Below are 19,079 nucleotides of genomic sequence, written 5' to 3'. Positions count from 1 at the left end.
ATCATTTTACCTCATATTAACAATACGCGAAGAAAGGCCGCAACCCTGCCGAATATTTTACAAATCTTCAAAATTACCGATACATTCTTCTTACACTCAACTTGTATCCTACTTGTGTACCACATAATATGAACTTCAATATCGGGAGGATATAACATGTTAAAAAATAGGGGTCGTAAAGGTCGTCAAAGCTTAATCGTATCACTTATACTTATGCTCGTTATTCTGTCTGGCTGCGGTGCCGAAGCAAGCTCAACCTCTGGTGAAGGTGAGGGAGGCATGCCGGAGGTCATTCGAATCGGTATGATGCCAAGTGAAGAAGGCGAGATGAACCGTTCGCAGGATCAGCTGGCCGCAGATATTACAGAAGCAACCGGCATTCCCGCCGAAATTTTTGTAGCTGAAGATTACAACATGGTTATTGAAGCACTGCGTGCAGGCAAAATTGAAATCGGGTTGATCGGACCCTTCGGATATATTATTGCTACAGAACGCGCCAACGCCAAGCTGCTTGTCCGTTCAGAAAGTGATCAACCATCGAATACTGTCATTCTGGTTCAGAAGGATTCTCCTTATCAAACGGTGCAGGATCTGAAAGGCAAGGATTTCTTGTTCGCTGATCCGGCATCCACATCCGGGAACCTGTACCCGCGTGCAACACTGATGGACGAGCTTGGCCTGACGAATGAAGAGCTGGATTCCTTCTTCGGCAGTGTTGCTTTCTCTGGTGGACATGACAAATCCCTGCTTGCGCTGGCTAACGGCAATGCAGATGCGATCGGTACTTCAAGCCTCATGGTACCTATGATGGCAGAATCCGGTCTTGTGAGTGAAGATGATTTCCGTGTGATTGCTGAATCAGAGCCGATTGTCGGCGGTGCACCGCTCTTGTATCGTCAGGATTTGCCTGAAGAACTGGTAACACAGCTGCGTGAGCTTATGGTCGGTTACCATGAGAAAAACCCTAGTTTCCTGGAAAGTGTGGGCGCTGCTCGTTTTGTGGAAGGCAGTGACAGCGACTTTGATCCCATTCGTGATGTAGCTAAGGCACTTGATATGTCTCCAGAAGAACTGTTAAGCAAATAATTAATTTCGTAATTCATAGCGACGATGAATTGGATTCAAATAAGCTGAGTATTTGAAAAGTGGGGAGGATTTTTAATATGACACTACTACAAGTGGAAGGTTTGTCCAAAGTATATCCAGACGGCACGAAGGCGCTTGATAACCTCGATCTTACAATTAATCCGGGAGAATTCGTTGTTGTCATCGGGCCGAGCGGAGCGGGAAAAAGCACCCTGCTTCGCAGCCTGAACCGGATGATTGAGCCAACGGACGGCAAAATCCAGTTTAAAGGCAGCGAAACGATGGGGATCAAGGGCAAAAGGCTGCGCGAGCTGCGCCGTCATATGGGTATGATTTTTCAGGGATATAATCTGGTCACCCGTGTGTCCGTACTAAGAAACGTACTTCATGGCCGATTGGGGTACATGAGTGCGTTCAAGGGAGCCCTTGGCCTCTTCTCCAAATCAGATACAGAAGCGGCGAAGAAGATGCTGCAGCGCGTCGGTTTGTTCGAACAGATGTACAAGCGGGCCGACGAGCTGAGCGGCGGACAGCAGCAGCGGGTAGGTATCGCCCGTGCACTTGCCCAAAGACCCGATCTGATTCTTGCTGACGAGCCGATCGCGAGTCTGGACCCCGCCTCATCGGAAACGATCATGAACTATTTGTACACGATCTGTAATGAGGAAGGCATCGCTTGTCTATGCAATCTGCATCAGGTAGATATCGCGAAGAAATATGCATCCCGTATTATCGGCATTCATAAAGGAACCAAAGTATTCGATGGAACACCAGATGAGCTTACGGACGAGATGATCCGGCTGATCTACAACCAGACCCATACTCAAGCGAAGGAGACTGCCTGACATGAATGCGGCACAAATGCAATCTGCCCGTAAAATGAAACGCACTCAAACGATTCTGTTTGTTATCGTGCTGCTTGCGCTCATCATCTGGTCCTCCATCGGTGCTGAGTTTACTCTCGGAGCTCTGTTTACAGGCGTTGGTGAGAGCTTCCGATTTATCTTTTTCGACTTTCTGCCGCCGGACTTCTCATCCCTGTCCCAGCTCGTAGAGCCTGCGCTGCAGACGTTATATATGAGTGTTGTTGCGATGGTGATCGGCTCAATCGTTGCTGGACTATTGTCCTTCCTGGCTGCGGCGACAACGAGCCCGCATCCTTACCTGCAGGTATTCGTTCGGGCGGCAACGTCGCTCTTCCGGAATATCCCGGTCATTATTTGGACGATCCTGCTTGTCGCTGCATTTGGACTCGGCGCAGTCGTAGGAACGATGTCCCTCATTCTGATCTCGATCGGAATGCTGACCCGCTCTTTTGCCGAGGTGCTTGAAGAGATTGATATGGGACAGGTTGAGGCCGTCCGTGCATCGGGCGGAAGCTATTTTCAAGTGCTGTCTCAAGCCGTCATTCCGCAATTTCTGCCTGGCTTTATTGGCTGGACCTTGTACAACTTTGAAATTAACGTTCGCGCCTCCACGATCGTCGGTATGGTGGGCGGCGGCGGTCTCGGATTTATTTTGCAATCCAAATTGAAATTGTTTCAGTACCAGGAAGCCAGCATGGCCGTTCTGCTCGTGCTCGTCATCGTCCTTGTCGTTGAAACGATTACCAATCGCGTAAGGGAGCGGATCATATGAGTATGCAGCTAAACGGGCCTAAACCATCCTTTACGGTGCTGACATCGACGGTCGAGCCGCCGAAGCCGAAGAAAAATAAGCTGGTTGTGATCGGTCTTCCGCTGGTCGCTGTACTGTTTATATTCAGTCTCCTGCAGCTGCAGTTTGATTATGCCAAGATTGCCGAGGGCTTCACGAAGCTGTGGGGTTATATGGGGACGATGTTCCCTCCCGACTTCTCCGATTGGAAGCATGTTCTGCTCGCTGCCGTAGAATCACTGCAAGTGGCCATTATTGGCTCCGTGCTGGGTATAGTCGTTGCGTTCTTCCTGTCGTTTCTCGCAGCCAGCAACCTGACACCACATCCGCTGATTGCCTGGGTTATCCAAAGCGCAGCCTCTCTGCTGCGTGCGATTCCTACCATTGTGTGGGCGCTCATCTTCATCGTGTCTGTCGGCCTTGGACCGCTTCCAGGTGTGCTGGCCATCGCCATATCTGCCGCAGGCATGCTCGTCAAAGTATTTGCCCAGTCACTTGAAGAGATCGACAAGGGTGTGCTTGAAGCGATGCGGGCAACCGGAGCCAGCTGGCTGCAGATCGTAATGCAGGGCATTCTGCCTACAGTGAAAACGGCGTTCATCGCCTGGTGTGTGCTCCAGCTCGAAGGCGGTATTGCCGAATCCACCATCCTCGGTGCAGTCGGTGCCGGCGGGATCGGATTTGAAATGACGCATGCGATGAAATCGTACAATTTTGCGGCAGCTTTGTTTGTCGGCCTGGTCGTCTTCGTCATGGTGTTCAGCGTGGAGTTCATTGCGAATAGGTATAAAATGAAATTGAAAACACGTAAGAGTTAAATCCATATTATATTAAATAGCTTTAACCCAGAGGATGTATAGATCGAATTGTTTAATTTAATGAGTTGTGAAATCGATTCAGTTTATGAGTTGGTTTAATGAATTTTGAACCTGTTATGTTCATCGAAATCTAAAGGGGGATTTATTATGTCTACATTTAACCCGTCATTGGAGCAAGGACCGATTGTACAAGCGAAATATACCAGCAATAATATCATTACGCTCGCCTGGAATATGCCAGAGAGCCTGAAGGCCGAAGCGATCTACCTCTCAGCCAGCCCTGAATTTGATGAGAACAACAGCACACCGCTTGATGTTCAGATCGAGCCGGTAGGTGCATCCTTTACAAGAACGCCGTTCCCTGGGCGAAGCTATTATCATGTAAAGTTTAATGACGGCTCCGTCACTACCGTAACCGACCGTATGATTCACACCGATGGAGTGGTCAATTTCCGTGATATGGGCGGATATCTTACAGAGGACGGACGGACAACCCGCTGGGGAATGCTCCTGCGTTCCGCAGATCTGCATGAACTTAGTGAGCAGGACCTGAAGACCGCAGATGCTCTCGGAATTGATTGGATCTGTGATCTTCGCAGTGATTTTGAAGTCGCGAGCCGCCCGAGCCCTGCCATCGGTAAAGCGATCAACACGAATATCCCTTTTATGGCCGAAGCAAGTCCGCAAGAAATGCAGAAGATTGGACTTGACCTGAATGCAGGCTATAAGGCGATGATCTTGAACACAGATAAATGCTCGCTTATCCTGCATGAGCTTCTGAAAGAAGATCGCGACACCTCCTTGTTCCACTGTGCTGCGGGTAAAGACCGTACGGGTGTCGTATGTGCACTGATTCTCTTAACACTTGGAGTGCCTCGCGAGGTCGTTATTGAAGATTATGAGCTTACCAACCTGGCGCTCGATGGACTCATGCAGCGATTCCTGTCCTCAAGTAAAGAGGAAGATTATAAACAATACATGGACCAAATGCCTGAACTGAAAAACGGGATTCCAGAAATGATGAAGGCTGCCTTTATCCGAGCTTCGCTGGAAGCGATCGACGATAACTATGGAACATTTGAGAACTACCTCCACGAGGGCCTTGGCATTACCGAGGAAGAAAGAACACAGCTTAAGAACAAATTCCTGGTATAAACCATTACTGAGAAATGAACCTTCCCCATTTTTAGCCTTGCTAGGTTCATTACGTTAGTCAAATGAACCGTACCAACACAAAGTCCGGCTTGCGTATTGCCAAGCCGGACTTTACTACTCTCCCCTCCCGTTTTAGAGGGGAGGGCTGCTTCTACTTGCGGTTCCACTTGCGGAGGGAGTGAAATATTCAGGGAGAAGCGAAGCGTTCGTATTTGGACAGGAATGGCTTCCTTAGAGACAATTCACTGCCATCCCTGTCCAAGAACGATCGACGGAATATTCACTACCGGAGCAGCACAAGAACCGCCCGCCGCTTTACCGCTCTTGTATTGCCCTTGCACGGCTCCTGCAACGCTCTTGCAACGCTCTTGCAACGCTCTTAACTCTTTTAGCCCTGCCTGGTTCATTACGTTAGTCAAATGAACCGTACCAACACAAAGTCCGGCTTGCGAATTGCCAAGCCGGACTTTACTACGCTCCCCTCTCGTTTGAGAGGGGAGGGCTGCTTCTACTTGCGGTTCCACTTGCGGAGGGAGTGAAATATTCAGGGAGAAGCGACAGCGTTCGTATTTGGACAGGAATGGCTTCCTCATAGACAATTCACTGCCATTCCTGTCCAAGAACGATCGACGGAATATTCACTACCGGAGCAGCACAAGAACCGCCCGCCGCTTTACCGCTCTTGTATTGCCCTTGCACGGCTCCTGCAACGCTCTTACACCGCTCTTGCAACGCTCTTAACTCTTTTAGCCCTGCCCGGTTCATTACGCAAGTCAATGAACCCTGAACACAACAAAGTCCGGCGGCGAAATGCCGAGCCGGACTTTACTACTCCCCTCCCGTTTGAGAGGGGAGGGCTGCTTCTACTTGCGGTTCCACTTGCGGAGGGAGTGAAATATTCAGGGAGAAGCGACAGCGTTCGTATTTGGACAGGAATGGCTTCCTTAGAGACAATTCACTGCCATCCCTGTCCAAGAACGATCGTACGGAATATTCACTACCGGAGCAGCAAAAGAACCGCCAATCATTGCATACCAATTTGTTTATTGACTTCGTTCCTTTTCTTTACGAATTTTCTCATCTCGTTCCATTGCTTCTTGTACAGCATCGGCGACAACGTCCCTCTTCGGAAGCTTTCCATCAATTTTAATCAAATAACCAATGATGATAATCTGAAGCAATATGATAACAGCTAACATAATTATGCCCACCTCACTTTAACAGTGAATGAAACACCTTTGTCATTTACTGTACCAAATCATTGGGAACTTACAGCGCTAACTGAATACTATCTCTAAATCTTAAACACCATCGCCGCCTCCACAGCCTTCTGCCAGCCTGCATACAGCCGCTCTCTCTGCTCTTCAGCCATCCCCGGCTCAAATATCCGCTCTGACGCCCACTGCTCACAGATCTCCTCCCGGCTGCTCCAGAATCCAACGGCAAGACCAGCAAGATAAGCCGCTCCGAGCGCCGTGGTCTCACTAATAACCGGCCGCTCGACCGGAGCACCCAGAATATCACTCTGGAACTGCATCAGCAGATTATTCTTCACCGCGCCGCCATCAACTCGCAGCTTAGCCAGGGGATTCCCGGAGTCCTGCTGCATCGCATTCAGTACATCCCGGGTCTGATAGGCCAGTGACTCCAGCGTGGCACGGATAAAATGCTCCTTGCTCGTACCGCGTGTCAGCCCAAATACGGCGCCTCTAACCTCACTGTCCCAATACGGACTGCCCAGTCCAACGAAGGCAGGCACCAGATATACGCCGTCGGTAGAATCCACACGGGAGGAATACAACTCGCTGTCCTTGGAATCTTTGATCATGCGAAGCCCGTCACGAAGCCACTGAATCGCAGAGCCGGCGACAAAGATACTTCCCTCCAAAGCATATTCAATCTTGCCATCGATCCCCCAGGCGATTGTCGTAATAAGCCCATGCTGTGAATGGATGGCCCGCTCGCCTGTATTCATCAGCATAAAGCAGCCCGTACCGTAAGTGTTCTTAATTGCGCCTTCTTCATAACAGGCTTGACCAAATAGTGCAGCCTGCTGGTCTCCTGCAGCGCCTGCGATCGGAACCTCTGAGCCAAAGAAATGATATGGAACCGTATGTGCATACACTTCGGAAGATCCGCGCACTTCAGGCAGCATCAATCTTGGAATATCAAGCAGGTCCAATATTTCCTGATCCCACTCCAGGTCGTGAATGTTATACATCATGGTCCGGGAAGCATTCGAATAATCGGTGACATGAGCTGTACCTCCCGACAGCTTCCAGATCAGCCAGCTGTCTATTGTCCCGAACAGCAGCTCGCCACGCTCCGCTCTGTCTCTTGCCCCTTCCACATGATCCAATATCCATTTGACCTTGGTGGCGGAGAAATACGGATCAATGAGCAGTCCCGTCTTTTGACGGATCATATCTTCATGACCTTGAGTTTTCAGGTCGGCACAGATATCTGCTGTCTGCCGGGATTGCCACACAATCGCGTTGTATACCGGATGACCGGTGTCCTTCTCCCACACAACCGCTGTCTCCCGCTGATTCGTTATACCGATACCGGCAATCTGGGAGGGCTTCACCTCCGCTTCTGCCAGACAAGTTGCAATGACAGCAAGAATTGAGCTCCAAATCTCACTGGGATTATGCTCTACCCAACCGGGCTGCGGAAAATATTGAGGGAACTCCCGCTGTGCGGTGTATACGATCTCCCCCTTTTTATTGAATAGAATGGCTCTCGAGCTCGTTGTTCCTTGATCTAATGACATGATGTACTGTTCCATCTGCTCTACCTCCTGTTAACCAATGCTATTTTTGATAATGAGCGATAAGCTCCTGATTAGATGTGGTTACATATGTTGCTCCCGCTTGAATGGCATTGTCGACATCCTCTACGGTTCGAATGAGACCACCTGCAAATATAGGTATTCCAGTTCTGGATGAAACTTCTTTGATAATATGGGGCATAATACCAGGAAGAACTTCAATATAGTCGGGCTGGGTCTTCTCAATTAGTACATAGCTCTTCTCCAGTGCAATGGTATCAAGTAAAAAGACGCGTTGAATCGCGATCAGCCCCTTCTGCTTGGCTACACGGATGACACCGGCACGGGTCGAAATGAGACCGGCGGGACGAATCTCTTGGCATAGAAACTCGGCAGCGTACTCGTCATTTTTGAGCCCATTGATCATATCGGCATGAAGAAGGATCTTCTTGCCATGCTGCTCAGCGAGCTTGACAATATTCTTCAGCTGAGCGACATGAGAATCGAGCAGAACAATATACATATAAGGACTGTGCAATACGCGTTCCAGCTCTCTCATGCTCTTGACTGCAGGTAATATAGGCAGCGAATGAAAAGACATATGCCCTCCCCCTAATAAAGGTAATTGTTGGCATATACGCATGAAGCGCTTTCAAAGAAAACGGGCGCAAAGCCTTGATTTTAGTGATCTTTTTCATAGTTAATCTATCCGGTTGAAGTGAAGAAGTCAATACAAGGCACCTGCAAGATGCAAAAGTCCTATTCCATCTTCCGCAAATATCGTTATAATAGCAAGTGTCGCAAAAATATTTTTCTATTTTTTAACCGTTTTCACGAAAACTATTTTCATCTATTAAGGACTTTGCTTAGCTCTCTAATTAGAAAGCTCAATTAATTTATGCAAAATCCTCATCGAAAAGGAGTGCAGTAAGCATGTTACAAGGTCTTCAAAAGCTCGGCAAGTCGCTGATGCTTCCGGTCGCTACTTTGCCTGCAGCGGGTATTCTCCAAGCTTTTGCTTTAATAGACTACCAACAGGATATTCCGCTCGGAGCTGTAGGCGGTTTCATCAATCAGTTCATTACCCCCTTTCTGAATGCGGGTGCTGGAACGATTTTCGGCAATCTTCCGATTATTTTCGCCGTCGGTGTTGCTATTGGTCTCGCAGGGGATGCCGTTGCAGCGCTGTCTGCCGTCATCTCTTATCTCATTCTGGTGAAGGTTCTGGAGCAGGTTCCGCTGGTCTTCGGCTATATCCCGGACGATGTTGTGCTCAACACCGGGGTGCTCGGCGGATTTATGACCGGTTTGCTGGCTGCCTATTTATACAAACGGTTCCATACACTCAAGCTTCCCGAATGGCTCGGCTTCTTCTCAGGTAAACGGTTCGTACCGATTATTACCTCAGTCGCAACCATTGTGTTTGCCGCACTGCTCGGGATGATATGGAGTCCAATTCAGGATGCCATCGCTGCTTTTGGTAATTGGGTAGTGAGTCTTGGTGGTATCGGGGCATTTATCTTTGGTACCGCCAACCGGCTGCTCGTACCGATCGGTCTGCACCACGTTCTGAACTCCATTGCCTGGTTCCAGATTGGGGAATTCACGAATGCAGCTGGAGAGGTTGTGAATGGTGACCTGACGCGTTACTTTGCAGGGGACAAAACGGCAGGGATGTTCATGTCCGGATTCTTCCCGATCATGATGTTCGCTATGCCGGCAGCAGCACTCGCGCTGATTCATACCGCAAAACCGTCCAAGCGGAAGATGGTAGGCTCCATCTTTATCGGTTCGGCCATTGCTTCCTTCCTGACAGGGATTACAGAGCCGCTGGAGTTCTCATTCATGTTCCTGGCGCCTGTACTGTACGTCATCCATGCCGTTCTGACCGGTTTATCCGGATTCATTATGTATATGCTTGACGTCAAGCTGGGCTTCGCGTTCTCCGCAGGCTTGATTGACTACCTGCTCAATATGAAGCTCGCAACGAATCCACTGCTGCTCATTCCGGTGGGCCTTGCATTTGGAGTCGTGTATTACTTCCTGTTCCGCTTCGTCATCGTCAAATTCAATCTGAAAACCCCAGGTCGTGAAGATGATGATGAGCTTGTAGAAGGAACAGGAACGGGAGATGCTTCTGATAAGCCAGGAGTAACTGCTGTCTCTGCAGAAGGAGAAACTAAGGCAGATCAAGTGCTTCATCAGCTCGGCGGCGCTGATAACATTGAGAGCATTGATGCCTGCATTACAAGGCTGCGGCTTGTCGTTCGCGATGAGAAGGTCGTAAATGACGCCGGGCTCAAGAAGCTGGGCGCAGCGGGAATTATGCGTCTAGGCAACGGTGCTGTTCAGGTGATCTTCGGTACCCAATCTGAAGCGCTGAAGGACGAAATCAAGAAAAAAATGTAGATCCGCAATATAAGAAAACCTGCTGAAATTTTCAGCAGGTTTTTTTCATTGTTTCTTATTCGAAACTCTATAGGATGATTAGGATAAACGCACATCTTGAATCCATTCCGCATGCTCTTCTAGATGCCCGGAACGACTGACCTTCGTCTTCAAATACTTATCATTATAGGCAGAGCGGTCTCCCCAGAGCGGAACTCTGCCGCTTACCGACATTCCCGCCTTCTGAAGCGATGCCAGCTTGCGCGGATTATTCGTAATCAGGCGTACCGGCTCTTCTCTCAGCGCTCTCAGTACACGAATGGCCTCACTGTAATCCCGCTGATCATCGGCAAAGCCCAGCGCCAGATTGGCATCGACCGTATCATAGCCTTCCTCCTGAAGGAGATAAGCCATCGTCTTGCTGAACAAGCCAATACCACGTCCTTCATGATTGGCCAGATAGAAGACTGCGCCTGCCCCGTGAGCAGCGATCATCTTCATTGACTCATGCAGCTGATAGCCGCAGTCACAGCGCTTGCTACCAAAGATATCACCTGTGTGACAAATGCTGTGCATCCGTATCATCGCATCCGGGTGGTGTTCAAAATCCCCATATACCAGTACACTCGATTGCTGCTGATCAGCAAGCTGCGCATGGGCAAGAGAGGCGATAAGCTCCTGCTCATCCATCTGCTTCTCTGAGGTAATCCAGCTGTACCACTTAAATTGTAGTGTATTATCCTCTATGTTCACCGGAAGCTGTACAGGACCGACCAGATAGATGTGCTTCTCGCCTTCATTGCCGCTGATCGTCTTTATTTTATTTTTCAATATTTGAATCGTATCGTTCGTGATCATTTATGCTCCCCCTATTCAGGTCTTACTTGTACGCTGCTGGAACCATTTATTTATCGTATTAATCGCCACAGGGTATGTGCCATTTTTCCTTTAGTTACTTTACGTAAGTAAGTATAGAATAGATTAGTCATAACTGTCAACATAAATCAAAGTAAACTGCTATGAATAATAAATATTTTATAAATTGTTAAAATGGTGCATATAAAATTGATTCTGTTACGAACAATTCGGGGATTTTATGGTATTATGTAACAAACATCATAGATTCTGCAGAAAAACTTCATATCTTTCTTCTTGTCTCATATCCATAGTTATGCGAGTAACAAAAACAAACGAAGACTACCAAGGGGGAAAACCTATGAAACGGACGTCCTTGATTATTGTCAGTCTCATTGTTGTGCTTGTCATGAGCGGTTGCAGCTTCGGTGCATCTAAGGATTCTTCCGCATCTGACAAAAAGATAACGCTTACATTATGGTATTGGAATCGAAGTATTGATGATGGACTTCTCGCCAAAGCAAAAGAACAATTTCCCCACATTAACCTGGTCACTCAAAAAATCGGCGGTGATTTCAAATCGAAGCTGAAAACGACGCTAGCCGCCAAATCCGGAGAGCCCGACATCGTTGCCCTGAACGACTGGGTCATGGAGCTCTTTCCAAGTGAGGACCGATTCTACGATTTATATGAGCTCGGAGCTGCCGAGGTCGAGGATCTTTACCTTGACTGGAAGTGGCAGCAAGGAGTGACGCCAAACGGTAAAATGATCGCGTTTCCAATGGATACCGGTCCCACCGCACTCTTCTATCACCAAGATCTATTCGAGCAGGCCGGACTACCAACCGATCCGGATGAGGTCAGCCAGGCCCTCTCAACCTGGGAAGATTATATGGATGCAGGCCTTAAGGTCAAGGAGACCTTTGATGGCAAGATATTTATGACCGACAATATTGATAACGTTTACAATCAGATCATTTCACAAAGTGAGCAGAAATATTTTACCGAAGATGGGCAATACATCGGGGATCAGAACGAAGTGATCAAATACGCGTGGGATACAGCGGTTGCGTTCTCCAATAACGGCCTCATTGCGAATGCTGAGCACTGGACACCGGAATGGAATGCGGGAATCAGCAAAGGAAAGATTGCTTCCTATGTCGGTGCCGTATGGATGAAGCAGCCACTGCTTGAAGCGGCTCCAGACAGCGTAGGGAAATGGCGGGTAGCAAGGGCACCAGGCGGAGATGGAAATGTCGGCGGTTCCTTCCTGGCGATCCCTAAATCCAGTGAGCACCCGCAGGAAGCCTTCGAGGTCATCAAATGGCTGCAAAACCCAGAGAACCAAGAGACAGCCCTATCGAACCTCAATCTCTTCCCTGCTACACCGGGTGTATTTGACAGCGATACGGTTCAGAAGGAAGAAGAATTTTTTGGCGGTCAGGTTACCGGAGAAGTATTCGCTGCATCGGCGAACAATGTCAAAGTCTCCTTCTTCGGCGAGCGCTACCCTGCAGTGCATGGCATCATGACCCGCTGGCTGAAGAACATCTCCAATCTGAATCAGGAAACGGCCTTCGATGAAGCACTGCAAAGGGTCGAGCGGGAGTTGAAGCGATAGATCTGCACGTATTCCTCACTCACAAAAGGAGGCTACCGATATGCAATCTTTGGAACCGAAAACAGGCTCATCCTATGTGCCTGCAGCCAAGAAAGAATCGCTATGGTCTGAAATCTGGAAGAATCGAGCTGTATACACGGCCATTTCGCCTTTTTATATTGTGTTTGCTATATTCGGTCTATTCCCGATTGGATTCTCTCTATATCTTGCCTTCCAGAAATGGGACGGCATCGGTGAAATGACGTATAACGGATTGAATAACTTCAGCTACCTGGTGACGGATCCAGAATTTTGGCAAGCGGTTGGGAACACCTTCATTATCTGGATTTATTCCACCATTCCAATGCTGTTCATCGCCCTTGTCATTGCGTTTCTGCTTCATGCTCCATTCGTTAAATTCAAGACCTTCTTCCGGGTCGGCTTCTTCCTGCCCAATGTCACGTCCATTGTTGCAGTCTCTATTATCTTCGCCGCCCTGTTCTCGAACAATTACGGCATATTCAACTACATTCTTAATCTCTTCGGGATTCCCATGGTGCAGTGGCTGGATACCGGCTGGGGAATCAAGACGGCAATCGCCTCGATGGTCATCTGGCGCTGGGCAGGCTACAATGCCGTTATCTATCTGGCGGGCCTTCAGGCCATTCCGCAGACGCTGTACGAAGCGGCTAAGATTGACGGTGCAACAGGCATCCAGTCCTTCTTCCGTATCACGATACCCCTGCTCCGTCCTGTAATCCTGTTCACGGTCATCACCTCTACGATCGGCGGTATGCAGCTGTTCACCGAGCCGCAAATCCTGCTCGGCAATGATGGCGGGGTCGGCGGAGCAGGAATGACGATTGTCCTGTATCTGTACCGTGAATCCTTCATTAACAACTATTTTGGATATGGTGCAGCTGTCGGCTGGGGAATGTTCATCCTCATCGCACTGTTCTCGATCATTAACTGGAAGCTCGTTCAAGGCAAATCATCCAATTAGAAGGAGTGAGGCTTCATGATACAGGCAAGACTCAAATCTATCGGTCTATACGTCGGCTTAGCCATTGGTCTCGTTATCTCGATGTTCCCCTTCTACTGGCTGATTGTCATGTCGACGAGAACGACGGCAGATATCTATTCCTTCCCTCCGAAGCTGTGGTTTGGGGGAGAGTTCTGGAACAATCTCACGAGGGTCATGGAACAGATTGATTTTGTCGGAGCCTTTCTTAACACCTTGTTTGTCTCAGCTGTTGTCACCATTCTCGTATTGTTCTTCGATTCGCTCGCCGGCTTTGCCTTTGCCAAATTTGAATTCCCGGGCAAAAAGTGGCTGTTCGTTCTGCTGCTTGCCACGATGATGGTACCAACCCAGCTCTCGCTCGTACCGTCCTTCGTTATTATGGCTGAGCTCGGCTGGGTCGGCTCCTACAAAGCACTCATTATTCCCGGCATGGTCAATGCCTTCGGGATCTTCTGGATTCGGCAATATGCAGAGGGCTCGATCCCGAAGGAGCTGCTGGATGCAGGACGGATGGATGGCGCCGGCTTCTTCCGACTATACTTTAATGTGGCTCTGCCGATTCTGCGTCCTGCGTTTGCCTTTCTCGGTGCCTTTACTTTCATTGGCGTATGGAACGATTATCTCTGGCCGCTCATCGTGCTGACGGACGAGAGCAAGTATACCCTTCAAATTGCCTTATCCCAGCTAAATGGACTGTACAACACCGATTATGCCATGATCATTGCCGGAACACTGCTGGCCATCGTTCCACTCATCATCCTGTTCCTGTTCATCAGCAAGCAGTTCATATCAGACATTGCGGCAGGAGCAATCAAGGACTAACCTTGATCTCGCAGCTAACTTAATAGAATCGAATTAAGTAAATATTCTACAAACCATAATAAGCGTCCCCACGTCATTACTGCTGAAGTGGGGACGCTTATCATGTTGTCTACCATACAAATTTAGTACATCGTATCATATACCTCATCCGGCCAGTGCAGCTCAACGCCTTGCTCCGTAAGAAGAAGCTGATACTGCTCCAGATGCTCGCTTGATTCATATACATGAACAGGATGGATGCCCTGTCTCAGGCAGTAAGCTGCCAGATAGCCGGCTGCTTCGCCGATGTTCCATTCCGTTGGATGAAGACGGTAGCAGCCATTCGCGATCTGCGTCATCCCAATATTTTTGCAGGCAGGAAGCAGGTTCTTCATACGAATCGGAATGAGCGAGCCAAGCGGGATCTCATAAGGATAATTAGGTATGTAAAAGGATCTCAGCGATTTGGTTGTCGGATGCAGATCCAGATGGTAGCTGCCGACACCAACGCTGTCTCTGTATCGTTTGATACCTTGATCACCGCGCAGCGCCTTGCTGACATCATGCTCGGTAACCGTGTAGCGTGCTTTGATTCTTCGCGACTCTCGGATATATGCTGTTTTGGCCAGACCATCGGATGTGCCCAGAACATCGCCGCGAAGCCTGACTCCGGGATAACCTGCGCCCCCATCAAGTCGAGGTGCTTCTGTCTGCAGCCAGTAAACGAGTGAGCGTGTCAGATCCCGCGCCTGTTCTTCGTGCTCCCGCTGTTTCTGTGCTCCAACACCAATGATCGGTGCCAAGTAGTAATCGTTCTGCGCCCAGTTGAGCAGCGTCACTTCTCCTGTCGGCAACGCTTCCCGCCATAGGGATGGGTCTACAATTCGGCGGTACGTCCATAACGGAGTAATTCCTTGATCATTGGGAAACATCGTAAATTGTTTCTGCTTCGTGGTGTCATTCGCATCTCCTGCGTACCAGCTGAATAGAGGCATCCGATCCGGCAGCGGCGTATAAGCCTTCCATAACTCATAGGATACAGGACGTTCAATCGTAAAATCACCGCCCTCCACATATTCCAGCGCCGCGACATGCGTAATCGACTGGATATCACAAGGATCAGCCCGGAATAACGCATGCGGCTCTCCGGTCTCCTCACCTGATTCAGCACCTACCACAAACTCTGCGCCCACGATCGGCAGCAAATCCCCGTTATCGGTACCATCCAGAAAGTATTCACCTGTCAACACGAGTTCCTCGCCAGTGTACACCTGTCTTACATTGACGCTCTGCACGTGGTCACCCTTACAATCCGCTCCAGTCGGCACCGTATGATGGAGGATACGAATTTGTCCGGAGTTGACGTATGCCGCCATCATGTCTTCCAGTACTCTTAGTGCAATCTTCGGCTCATGAGCAATCCGGCTCACCCAACCATTACCTGGGTTAAGAACAGGATCGTCCATCGCCTCATCATTAAGAGGATAATTCCGTCTGTAATACTCCCTCACCCGGTCCCGAAACTCGCGATAGCTCGCTGTACAGCCAAAGGATTCAATCCATCTGTGCTCATCCGGCGGAACCGCTTGCGAAGTAAGCTGTCCCCCGATCCAATCCGTTTCTTCTGTCAAAATAACGTTCAGACCTGCTCTTGCTGCTGCTCTTGCCGCTATCGTTCCTCCGAGACTTGCCCCAACTACAATGACATCTGCATGCAAAACTAACGTCATTTCCTGGTCTCCTCTCCTTTAAGGCCCTGCCTGTATCAATAGCTTCGATCTATAACGGACCTTGCTGTCTTTTCCTTCATCTTCTTTGTTTCTGCTATGTTTGTTCTTGCCAGACCTTCACAGATGAGATCTATAATGAACAGCTGTGATATTTTAGCCCCAATAGATCCCCCTTCGAGCGGCATCTCCTTGCCCGCTGTCAGCAGCACGAGGTCAGCTATGGATGTAATCGGTGACTTGGCATAGTTCGTAATGGCAATGACCTTCGCCCCGCTCTGCTTCGCCTTAAGCAGCATATCGTTGGTGTCAAGCGTACTGCCGGACACACTAATTCCGAAGGCAACATCCCCTTCACGCATACTGACTGCCATCATGGCCTGAATGTGACTGTCTGCCACCGCCTCGGATCGTCTGCCGATCCGCAGCAGTCTGTTCTTGGCATCCAGCGCTGTAATACCGGAGGCTCCTACGCCGAAGAACTGTACATTGCCAGCCTGATCGATCCATTCAATTGCCTGCTCCAGCTTACTTCTGTCTAAGAGACTCATGCTTGAATGCAGAATGTCGATATTGTTCTCGTAGACCATACGGACGAAGTCCTTGCTGTCCTCGTCCTGCTCCCCCGGCTTTTTCGCCCCGGCGTTCTGAGCCAGCGACAGCTTGAAATCCTGATAGCCCTTGAATCCAATCTTCCTGCAAAAACGCATGACCGTTGTCTCCCCCACCCCAGCAAAATCGGCCAGCTCCGTGACAGAGTAATACATGAGATCATCGGCATTCTGCAGTACGCATTCTGCTACTTTTTGTTCTGACTTGGTCAGCGAAGGATAGTAGGTATTAATGCGATCTTTCATTTCCATGGATTGAAATCACTGCCTTCCGTGCGGCTTCCGCGAACCGCTTCGTTATTAATTGAGGACGGGAAATAGCGGAACCGACCACGACGGCATATGCACCGAGCCGAAGCACCTCCTCCACTTGAGCCGGCTCACTGATTCTCCCTTCCGCGATTACCGGAATGGCAAGCCGCTCCGCAGACTCCTTGACCAATTCAAGATGAGGACCTGCGAGGTTCGGAGAGTACGATGTATAACCCGACAAGGTGGTTGACACACAGCTGACACCGAGGGACGCGGCGTACAGCCCTTCAGCTAACGTAGAGATATCGGCCATCACCGGCATATTCTGAGACTTCATATACTCCACCATCGTCTCCAGCGTAACCTGGCCCGGCCGCTTTCTTCGCGTAGCATCCAGAGCGATCATATCCGCTCCCGCCTCAATCAGTTCATCGACTTCTTTCGTCGTGGGCGTAATATATACCTCCGAATCCGGATAATCTCTTTTGACGATTCCAATGACAGGAAGGCCCACTGCCTGCTTGATCGCTCTCACGTCTTCAGCACTGTTCGCTCGAATCGCGATTGCCCCGCCTTCTTCCGCTGCCTTGGCCATCTTCGCCATCGTCTCCGAACCATGAAGCGGTTCACCCGGTAAAGCTTGGCATGATGCAATCAGTCCATATCGTATTTGCTTCAATACGGGAATCACTAGCATACACCCTCTTCCTGGTTACTCCTGCCTGAATCATACGGCATGATATTTCACTTTCAGTCCAACTTCAAAGGTACGATTCCACGGCATGTAACAATCAACAATCTCAACTCGGCCCGCCGGACCATTGATCTTCTCCTCCAGCACTTCAGTAAGCCGATGCTCGACGCGTTCCGCCACTTTCCCACGCGGCCCATCCAGCAAAAACTTATTGTAACCCAATTCCTCGACAACTCCTGCATTCATTTCCTTGCGGACCGTCGCACAGTAACATGCATCTTCCGCATAACGTAGCGCGAGAAAATCGAGGTGCTCCTGCGTTCGTCCGTACAGCGTATAAATGAGTGCCTGCGAGATAACAGTTCCAAGTGAATTCGAGCTGGTGTTCCAAGCGGCATAGCCTGCCAGATCAAACAGTATGCCCTTTTGGCGCAGCATTTTGACCAGCTTGAGATCCGCACCATTCGCATAGCCTACATCGGCAACGGCTACCGCCTTGCCTTGTTCCTTCATCATGTAGCTTCCGTATTCGATCAGCTCCATTAAATTGCGGTACACATCATAGCTGAAGAATGGATGCTCCTGCGACACTGCCTCCATCATCGTCTCCCCCGGGGTGCTGGCAAGCAGGATGAGATCTGCTTCACTCGCACTGGAAGCGATTAAGGCTCCTGCTGCCGTGATCTGATACTTTAGTGTCTCGTAGAAAAAACGATCTTCATATACCGGTGTAACAAATGCACCTTGTATAGAGGATAGTCTAGGATACACCAGCGGCTTTAGTCCCTTCGTCTCGTTCAACATCCGAGTTATCAGTGTACAGCCGACTTCATCAGCTCCTGGATACATGTACGCCTTTAGCTCCAAGTCGAGCTCACTGATCCGCTGTCTCGCCACCTGCTGATCTTTTGCCGTATAACCATACGGTGCGGAATCATCCTGCGGGAAGATCAGGAAGTCAATGACCCCATCCTTCACCAAGTCCAGTACGGCCCGATTAGCCTGGATGTTGATCCTCCTTCTTCCCAGATAATCATCCAGCACCTCCTTCGGCAGACGTTTGTTAATGTCCTGAAGCTCTTCTAGCTCCTCTTCGGTAGCTAATTTCAGCTCCTTCCGATGACTAATATAGCCTTTGCGGAAAATCTCACGACCCCAATCCGCATAATAGTCCGGCTCTTCATCTGATATGGAGTACTGCGGACAGCGCATGATGAGCTGAAATGCAAAAATTTTGAGATTCAAATGCTTCTCTTTGAGCTTGCGCAGTCTTGTTAGCCTTCCAATAAGCTCATCTTCCGTGAATTCGTGAAGTCTCGAAGGAATAATTCCTCCATATAAAAGGGTATCCAGTGCGATGACAGCGCCTCCTGCACCTTCGGCCTTCTCTTCAAGCCAAGTCCACAGCTGTTCAATATCGCCCGGTCTTTTTTTAAGTCCCAATATCGACAATGGTGGCCGCTCTACTGTAAGCTCCGTGCCCTCTGCCAGCATGTACGGGAATTCGTAGTTGCAGGGTCTTTCGTCGAGTGGGATGAAGATCGTATGCATGGTTATCACGCTCCTGTTCTGACTTCTTCGCTCCGACTTGTTTTGAATGCGAAGTGATTGCTTCGGAGTTGTTCATGCATTCAAAGCCAAA

The 19,079-nt window shown here is 49.4% G+C and carries 19 protein-coding genes; 9 read left to right on the top strand and 10 right to left on the bottom strand.

The window, feature by feature from the left end; genetic code table 11:
- Positions 1-156 precede the first annotated feature (156 nt).
- From BK126_RS20255 to BK126_RS20235, 5 genes are all read left to right on the top strand, one after another.
- On the top strand, positions 157-1,086 hold the full coding sequence (locus BK126_RS20255) for a phosphate/phosphite/phosphonate ABC transporter substrate-binding protein (RefSeq protein WP_076314366.1): 930 nt from the start codon (positions 157-159) through the stop codon (positions 1,084-1,086).
- Positions 1,087-1,163: 77 nt separating this feature from the next.
- Positions 1,164-1,931, top strand: a complete 768-nt coding sequence (gene phnC / locus BK126_RS20250) for a phosphonate ABC transporter ATP-binding protein (RefSeq protein ID WP_076314365.1) — start codon at positions 1,164-1,166, stop codon at positions 1,929-1,931.
- A 1-nt stretch (position 1,932) separates the two neighbouring features.
- Positions 1,933-2,724: a phosphonate ABC transporter, permease protein PhnE gene (gene phnE / locus BK126_RS20245; RefSeq protein WP_076314364.1), complete on the top strand. Its 792-nt coding sequence runs from the start codon at positions 1,933-1,935 to the stop codon at positions 2,722-2,724.
- Positions 2,721-3,560: a phosphonate ABC transporter, permease protein PhnE gene (phnE, locus tag BK126_RS20240; protein WP_076314363.1), complete on the top strand. Its 840-nt coding sequence runs from the start codon at positions 2,721-2,723 to the stop codon at positions 3,558-3,560. Before phnE (BK126_RS20245) ends, phnE (BK126_RS20240) begins: the two co-directional genes overlap by 4 nt.
- A gap of 147 nt (positions 3,561-3,707) precedes the next feature.
- Complete coding sequence (locus tag BK126_RS20235) at positions 3,708-4,715, top strand: tyrosine-protein phosphatase (protein ID WP_076314362.1); 1,008 nt, start codon at positions 3,708-3,710, stop codon at positions 4,713-4,715.
- 242 nt (positions 4,716-4,957) lie between these two features.
- Here the strand turns inward: BK126_RS20235 and BK126_RS20230 are convergent, their stop codons facing one another.
- The 5 genes from BK126_RS20230 to BK126_RS20220 form a co-directional block, all read right to left on the bottom strand.
- Positions 4,958-5,314, bottom strand: a complete 357-nt coding sequence (locus BK126_RS20230; protein ID WP_076314361.1) for a hypothetical protein — start codon at positions 5,312-5,314, stop codon at positions 4,958-4,960.
- A gap of 1 nt (position 5,315) precedes the next feature.
- Positions 5,316-5,447 (bottom strand): hypothetical protein, encoded by a 132-nt coding sequence (locus BK126_RS29995; RefSeq protein WP_256702954.1) that lies wholly within the window; start codon positions 5,445-5,447, stop codon positions 5,316-5,318.
- 311 nt (positions 5,448-5,758) lie between these two features.
- Positions 5,759-5,914, bottom strand: coding sequence for a hypothetical protein (locus BK126_RS29515; protein WP_177178723.1), 156 nt, complete (start codon positions 5,912-5,914; stop codon positions 5,759-5,761).
- Between the two features lie 95 nt (positions 5,915-6,009).
- Positions 6,010-7,503 carry a glycerol kinase GlpK gene (gene glpK / locus BK126_RS20225; protein ID WP_076314360.1) on the bottom strand — a complete coding sequence of 498 codons (1,494 nt, stop codon included), beginning with the start codon at positions 7,501-7,503 and terminating at the stop codon, positions 6,010-6,012.
- Between the two features lie 25 nt (positions 7,504-7,528).
- Positions 7,529-8,086, bottom strand: a complete 558-nt coding sequence (locus tag BK126_RS20220; RefSeq protein ID WP_076314359.1) for a glycerol-3-phosphate responsive antiterminator — start codon at positions 8,084-8,086, stop codon at positions 7,529-7,531.
- Positions 8,087-8,418: 332 nt separating this feature from the next.
- Between BK126_RS20220 and nagE the strand changes: the two genes are divergently transcribed.
- Positions 8,419-9,894, top strand: coding sequence for an N-acetylglucosamine-specific PTS transporter subunit IIBC (gene nagE / locus BK126_RS20215; RefSeq protein ID WP_076314358.1), 1,476 nt, complete (start codon positions 8,419-8,421; stop codon positions 9,892-9,894).
- A gap of 78 nt (positions 9,895-9,972) precedes the next feature.
- Here nagE and BK126_RS20210 read toward each other — a convergent pair whose 3' ends face one another.
- Positions 9,973-10,731: a GTP cyclohydrolase II gene (locus BK126_RS20210; RefSeq protein WP_076314357.1), complete on the bottom strand. Its 759-nt coding sequence runs from the start codon at positions 10,729-10,731 to the stop codon at positions 9,973-9,975.
- A 358-nt stretch (positions 10,732-11,089) separates the two neighbouring features.
- Between BK126_RS20210 and BK126_RS20205 the strand changes: the two genes are divergently transcribed.
- The 3 genes from BK126_RS20205 to BK126_RS20195 are packed head-to-tail and all read left to right on the top strand — an operon-like array spanning position 11,090 to position 14,174.
- Positions 11,090-12,349 carry an ABC transporter substrate-binding protein gene (locus BK126_RS20205; protein ID WP_076314356.1) on the top strand — a complete coding sequence of 420 codons (1,260 nt, stop codon included), beginning with the start codon at positions 11,090-11,092 and terminating at the stop codon, positions 12,347-12,349.
- A 40-nt stretch (positions 12,350-12,389) separates the two neighbouring features.
- Positions 12,390-13,331, top strand: a complete 942-nt coding sequence (locus BK126_RS20200) for a carbohydrate ABC transporter permease (RefSeq protein WP_076314355.1) — start codon at positions 12,390-12,392, stop codon at positions 13,329-13,331.
- 15 nt (positions 13,332-13,346) lie between these two features.
- Positions 13,347-14,174: a carbohydrate ABC transporter permease gene (locus BK126_RS20195; RefSeq protein ID WP_076314354.1), complete on the top strand. Its 828-nt coding sequence runs from the start codon at positions 13,347-13,349 to the stop codon at positions 14,172-14,174.
- 122 nt (positions 14,175-14,296) lie between these two features.
- Here BK126_RS20195 and BK126_RS20190 read toward each other — a convergent pair whose 3' ends face one another.
- From BK126_RS20190 to BK126_RS20175, 4 genes are read right to left on the bottom strand one after another with little or no spacing between them, the layout of a single operon-like run.
- Positions 14,297-15,883: an FAD-dependent oxidoreductase gene (locus BK126_RS20190; protein ID WP_076314353.1), complete on the bottom strand. Its 1,587-nt coding sequence runs from the start codon at positions 15,881-15,883 to the stop codon at positions 14,297-14,299.
- 35 nt (positions 15,884-15,918) lie between these two features.
- A complete protein-coding gene (locus tag BK126_RS20185) occupies positions 15,919-16,743 on the bottom strand; it encodes a MurR/RpiR family transcriptional regulator (RefSeq protein WP_076314352.1) in 825 nt (274 codons plus the stop codon).
- Positions 16,721-17,440: an N-acetylmannosamine-6-phosphate 2-epimerase gene (locus BK126_RS20180; protein ID WP_076314351.1), complete on the bottom strand. Its 720-nt coding sequence runs from the start codon at positions 17,438-17,440 to the stop codon at positions 16,721-16,723. Before BK126_RS20180 ends, BK126_RS20185 begins: the two co-directional genes overlap by 23 nt.
- 30 nt (positions 17,441-17,470) lie before the next feature.
- Positions 17,471-18,988, bottom strand: a complete 1,518-nt coding sequence (locus BK126_RS20175; protein ID WP_445321905.1) for a DUF4127 family protein — start codon at positions 18,986-18,988, stop codon at positions 17,471-17,473.
- Positions 18,989-19,079: the final 91 nt, after the last annotated feature.

Source organism: Paenibacillus sp. FSL H7-0326 (assembly GCF_001955535.1).
GTDB lineage: Bacteria > Bacillota > Bacilli > Paenibacillales > Paenibacillaceae > Paenibacillus > Paenibacillus shunpengii.
This window is presented reverse-complemented; position numbering and strand designations above follow the sequence as displayed.